Raw genomic sequence first — 5,674 nt, 5'->3', positions numbered from 1 at the left:
GCTCTTTTAAAATTTAGAATAAGAAAAAGATTGCCGTTTTAATTGACGGTGATAAAGACGAGAAGAGACCAAGAAAAGGTTTGGTGTAACGGATGCTAAAGGCAGTGGAAGCTGTTTTTCAGTTGAATTTACCCTTTAGTGGCCAAACGCTTTGGACGGAAATTGTCTACTGAAAGGTAGATGAGGGAAGTCAAAAGAAACATCCGCCCGTCATAAATAATTGATCCGAATTAATCAATAAAATATGTCAAAGAACGTTTTTAGCTTGGAGAGTTTGATCCTGGCTCAGAACGAACGCTGACGGCGTGCTTAACACATGCAAGTCGCACGAGAAAGTCCTTCGGGATGAGTAGAGTGGCGCACGGGTGAGTAACACGTAGGTGACCTCCCAATTTGAGTGGGATAACCCGAAGAAATTCGGGCTAATACCGCATAAGAATGACAAAAGTGGAACTAGTCATTGAAAGGAATGCCTCTGCTTGCAAGCATTCGCGAATTGATGGGCCTGCGGGACATTAGCTAGTTGGTGGGGTAATGGCCTACCAAGGCAACGATGTCTAGCGGATCTGAGAGGATGATCCGCCACACTGGAACTGAGACACGGTCCAGACTCCTACGGGAGGCAGCAGTGGGGAATCTTGCGCAATGGGCGAAAGCCTGACGCAGCAACGCCGTGTGAGTGAGGAAGGCCTTCGGGTTGTAAAGCTCTGTCGGATGGGAAAAAAGGCGGTACGTCGAATAGGCGTATCGAGTGATGGTACCATCAAAGGAAGCACCGGCAAACTTCGTGCCAGCAGCCGCGGTAATACGAAGGGTGCAAGCGTTGTTCGGATTTATTGGGCGTAAAGCGCGCGCAGGCGGATTTGCAAGTCAGATGTGAAATCTCGGGGCTCAACCCCGAAACTGCGTCTGAAACTACAAGTCTAGAATCTCGGAGAGGGAGGTGGAATTTCGCATGTAGGGGTAAAATCCGTAGATATGCGAAGGAACACCGGAGGCGAAGGCGACCTCCTGGCCGAGTATTGACGCTGAGGCGCGAAAGCGTGGGGAGCAAACAGGATTAGATACCCTGGTAGTCCACGCCGTAAACGATGTGCACTAGGTCTGGAAAGATTGACTCTTCCCGGACCGCAGCTTACGCATTAAGTGCACCGCCTGGGGAGTACGGTCGCAAGACTAAAACTCAAAGGAATTGACGGGGGCCCGCACAAGCAGTGGATTATGTGGTTCAATTCGAAGCAACGCGCAGAACCTTACCAAGGTTTGAAATCCGACAAACCCGCCTGAAAGGGTGGGGTGCTCTTCGGAGAATGTCGAGACAGGTGCTGCATGGCTGTCGTCAGCTCGTGTCGTGAGATGTTGGGTTAAGTCTCGCAACGAGCGCAACCCCTATTTTTAGTTGCCAGCATTAAGTTGGGCACTCTAGAAAGACTGCCTGGGTTAACCAGGAGGAAGGTGGGGATGACGTCAAGTCCTCATGGCCTTTATACCTTGGGCTACACACGTAATACAATGGTCGGTACAGAGGGAAGCGAACCCGCGAGGGGAAGCCAATCTCAAAAAGCCGATCTCAGTCCGGATTGGAGTCTGCAACTCGACTCCATGAAGTTGGAATTGCTAGTAATCGCAGATCAGCACGCTGCGGTGAATACGTTCCCGGGCCTTGTACACACCGCCCGTCACACCATGGGAGTTGTCCTTACCTGAAGCCGTGACCTTAACCGCAAGGAGGGGAGCGTCTACGGTCGGGATGATGACTGGGGTGAAGTCGTAACAAGGTAGCCGTAGGGGAACCTGCGGCTGGATCACCTCCTTTAAGGAAACACAGCGTTCTCACTTCGGTGAGTGCTGTGAATGTCAACTTGGTCTCTTCTCTTTTTTTATAAAGCTAAGAAAACTGAATTCAAAGTTAAGTTTGGATACTAGGAGATAAGGAAGTTAAGGAGCGAAATGTAGCAGAGCTACTTTGAGCGACGCGCGGCTGAAGCGACGACGTAGACGGACTTAAATTTCAATTCAGAATGGGATTGTAGCTCAGTTGGTTAGAGTACGTCCCTGATAAGGACGGGGTCGATGGTTCGAATCCATCCAGTCCCACCATTGACTTAGCGATAGTAAAATAGCTCTTTAACAATGACATAACAGGATCAGATAGAGACGAGAACCCATATAGAAATTAACTCAAATGTAAAGTTAGATTTAATTACTGAATTTAAAGTTAGGTTTGGATGCTAGAAGACGAAGGAAGCGAAGAGCGAGGTGTAGCGTAGCTACATTGAGCGATGAGTGACTGAGACGACGACGCAGACAAGTCTAAATTTTAATTCAGAATACAGAACTGTGTTGTAAATAATAGATAAGGCAAAAGCTACTAAGGGTGTATGGGGAATACCTAGGCAGTAAGAGGCGAAGAAGGACGCGTGCTAGTCCGCGAAAGCTTCGGTGAGCCGTCAAGCAGGCTTTGAACCGGAGGTGTCCGAATGGGGAAACCCCTTCATTGGAAACAGTGAAGACTCCACACCGAGTCAAGTAGGTGTGAGAGAGCGAACCCAGGGAACTGAAACATCTAAGTACCTGGAGGAAAAGTAATCAACCGAGATTCCGCTAGTAGTGGCGAGCGAACGCGGAAATGCCCAAACCGACAAGCATGCTTGTCGGGGTTGTAGGACTTGCATAATGGAAGCGAAGGTAGAAGAAGTGTCTGGGAAGGCACACCAAAGAGGGTGAAAGTCCCGTAATCGAAACCTAAGCGACTTGGCGAGTATCCTGAGTAGGACGGGACACGTGTAATCCTGTCTGAATCTGGGGGGCCCACCCTCCAAGGCAAAATACTAATTACTGACCGATAGTGAACAAGTACCGTGAGGGAAAGGTGAAAAGAACCCCGACGAGGGGAGTGAAATAGAATTTGAAACCGTACACTTACATACAGCGAGAGGGTTATTGAAATGCCTGATCGCGTACCTTTTGCATTATGAGTCGCCGAGTTACGGTATGTGGCAAGGTTAAGCCGTTGAAGGTGTAGCCGTAGGGAAACCGAGTCTGAATAGGGCGAATAGTCGCATGCCGTAGACCCGAAACGGGATGAGCTAACCATGGACAGGCTGAAGCGAGGGTAACACTTCGTGGAGGGCCGAACTCATGAATGCTGAAAAATTCTGGGATGATCTGTGGTTAGGGGTGAAAGGCCAATCAAATTCCGTGATAGCTGGTTCTCTCCGAAATGTATTTAGGTGCAGCGTCTAGTGATTGCTGTCGGGGGTATAGCACTGACTTGGCTAGGGGTCTTACCGGACTACCAAACCATATCAAACTCAGAATACCGACAAGTAGAGCTAGGCAGTAAGACTGCGGGTGCTAAGGTCCGTAGTCGAGAGGGAAAGAGCCCAGATCGCTAGCTAAGGTCCCAAAATCGTATCTAAGTGGGGAAGGTTGTGGAATTACTTTGACATCCAGGAGGTTGGCTTAGAAGCAGCCATCCTTTAAAGAAAGCGTAATAGCTCACTGGACCAGTGATTCTGCGCCGAAAATGTAACGGGGCTAAAGATACGTACCGAAGCTGCGAACTAATTTAGTGGTAGGAGAGCATTGTGTGTGCTGATGAAGGCGTACTGTAAGGAGCGCTGGAGGTCCCACAAGAGCTGATGGCGACATGAGTAGCGATAAGAAATGTGAGAATCATTTCCGCCGAAAATCTAAGGGTTCCTGGGCCAGGTGACTCCGCCCAGGGTTAGTCGGATACTAAGGCGAGGCCGAAAGGCGTAGTCGATGTATAACAGGTTAATATTCCTGTACTTGGTAAAGATCGTTTGACTTGATGGAGTGACGGGGAAAGATAGCGGGGCCACCTGTTGGATGGTGGTTTAAGCATGTAGAGGGATGTCCTAGGTAAATCCGGGATGTCATTAACCTCGAGATGTGAATACGAGGGCCTGGCCCGAAGTCTGTGACTCTATGCCTCCAAGAAAAGCTTCGCAAGGAGAGCTTTATCAATCCGTACCGTAAACCGACACAGGTAGATGAGGAGAGAATCCTCAGGCGTTTGGGATAACTCTAGTTAAGGAACTCTGCAAATTGGTGCCGTAACTTCGGGAGAAGGCACGCCTTTGTTGGTGACATCACTTGCTGGTGAAGCTGACGAGGGTCGCAGTGAAAAGGGGGTAGCGACTGTTTATCAAAAACACAGGTCTCTGCAAACACGGAAGTGGATGTATAGGGGCTGACGCCTGCCCGGTGCTGGAAGGTTAAAAGGAGGAGTTAGGGTAACCGAAGCTCCGAATCGAAGCCCCAGTAAACGGCGGCCGTAACTATAACGGTCCTAAGGTAGCGAAATTCCTAGTCGGGTAAGTTCCGACCTGCACGAATGGCGTAACGACTTCCCCACTGTCTCAACTGGAGCCCCAGCGAAATTGGAGAACGCGTGCAGATACGCGTAACCCGCGGTAGGACGAAAAGACCCCGTGAACCTTTACTGTAGCTTGGCATTGGGTTTCGAGTGACATTGCGTAGGATAGGTGGGAGCTGTTGATCCGTGCGTTCCGGCGTACGGGGAGGTACCGTTGAAATACCACCCTATGTTACTTGGAATCCTAACCTACGATCATGAACTGGTCGGGGGACAATGTCTGGTGGGCAGTTTGACTGGGGCGGTCGCCTCCCAAAGAGTAACGGAGGCGCACGAAGGTTCCCTCAGGCCGAATGGAAACCGGCCGTAGAGTGTAAGCGCATAAGGGAGCTTGACTGCGAGGCAAGCAAGCCGAGCAGATGCGAAAGCAGGTGCTAGTGATCCGGTGGTTCCGAGTGGAAGGGCCATCGCTCAACGGATAAAAGGTACTCCGGGGATAACAGGCTGATCGCTTCCAAGAGTTCACATCGACGAAGCGGTTTGGCACCTCGATGTCGGCTCATCGCATCCTGGGGCTGGAGCAGGTCCCAAGGGTTTGACTGTTCGTCAATTAAAGCGGTACGCGAGCTGGGTTCAGAACGTCGTGAGACAGTTCGGTCTCTATCCACCGTGGGCGTAAGAGATTTGAGGGAATCTGACCTTAGTACGAGAGGACCGGGTTGGACGAACCTATGGTGAACCGGTTGCGGCGCCAGCTGCATCGCCGGGTAGCTACGTTCGGAAGGGATAACCGCTGAAAGCATCTAAGTGGGAAACCCATCCTAAGATAAGATCTCTATGAGGCAACTTGAAGACAACGAGTTTGATAGGTCGGAGGTGTAAGTGCAGTAATGCATTGAGCTGACCGATACTAATTAGCCGATTTGCTTTTGTTTTAATATTGTTTGAAATACATTCTGTGTGCTATATGGGTTTTTTATATCTGATTCTGTTTTGTGATTGTTAAAGATAAAGAAGCGCTGTTGAAATTGTACCTAGTGTTCTTACTAAATTTAAAGTTTGGGATGGATACTAGGAGGCGAAGGTAGTGAGGAGCGAGGCGTAGCGGAGCTACGTTGAGCGACGAGCGACTGAGTCGACGACGTAGACGGCCCGAAATTTAAATGTAGCTTTGGTGTGTCGATAGCGCTGGGGAAACACCCGATCCCATCCCGAACTCGGCAGTTAAGTCCAGTTGCGGCGAAGGTAGTGCTTGGGAAACTAAGTGCAAGAATAGCAAGATGCACCAATTTTAATAAACCCTGGTTTCGGCCAGGGTTTTTTTTTGCT

At 49.8% G+C, this 5,674-nt stretch carries 1 tRNA gene and 3 rRNA genes; all 4 read left to right on the top strand.

Annotated features, from left to right (window positions below):
• Positions 1-265: 265 nt before the first annotated feature.
• Positions 266-1,816 (top strand): 16S ribosomal RNA (locus HYW32_02600).
• A gap of 207 nt (positions 1,817-2,023) precedes the next feature.
• Positions 2,024-2,100 (top strand) — tRNA-Ile (locus HYW32_02595).
• Positions 2,101-2,363: 263 nt separating this feature from the next.
• Positions 2,364-5,276: ribosomal RNA gene (locus HYW32_02590) — 23S ribosomal RNA — on the top strand.
• 241 nt (positions 5,277-5,517) lie between these two features.
• Positions 5,518-5,634: ribosomal RNA gene (gene rrf, locus HYW32_02585) — 5S ribosomal RNA — on the top strand.
• The 16S, 23S and 5S rRNA genes sit together here with 1 tRNA gene alongside, the layout of an rRNA operon.
• Positions 5,635-5,674 lie beyond the last annotated feature (40 nt).

The organism is Candidatus Berkelbacteria bacterium, from assembly GCA_016187225.1.
GTDB lineage: Bacteria > Patescibacteriota > UBA1384 > JACPKC01 > JACPKC01 > JACPKC01.
The sequence above is the reverse complement of the archived record's forward strand: the minus strand, read 5'-3'. Positions and strand labels throughout refer to the sequence as shown.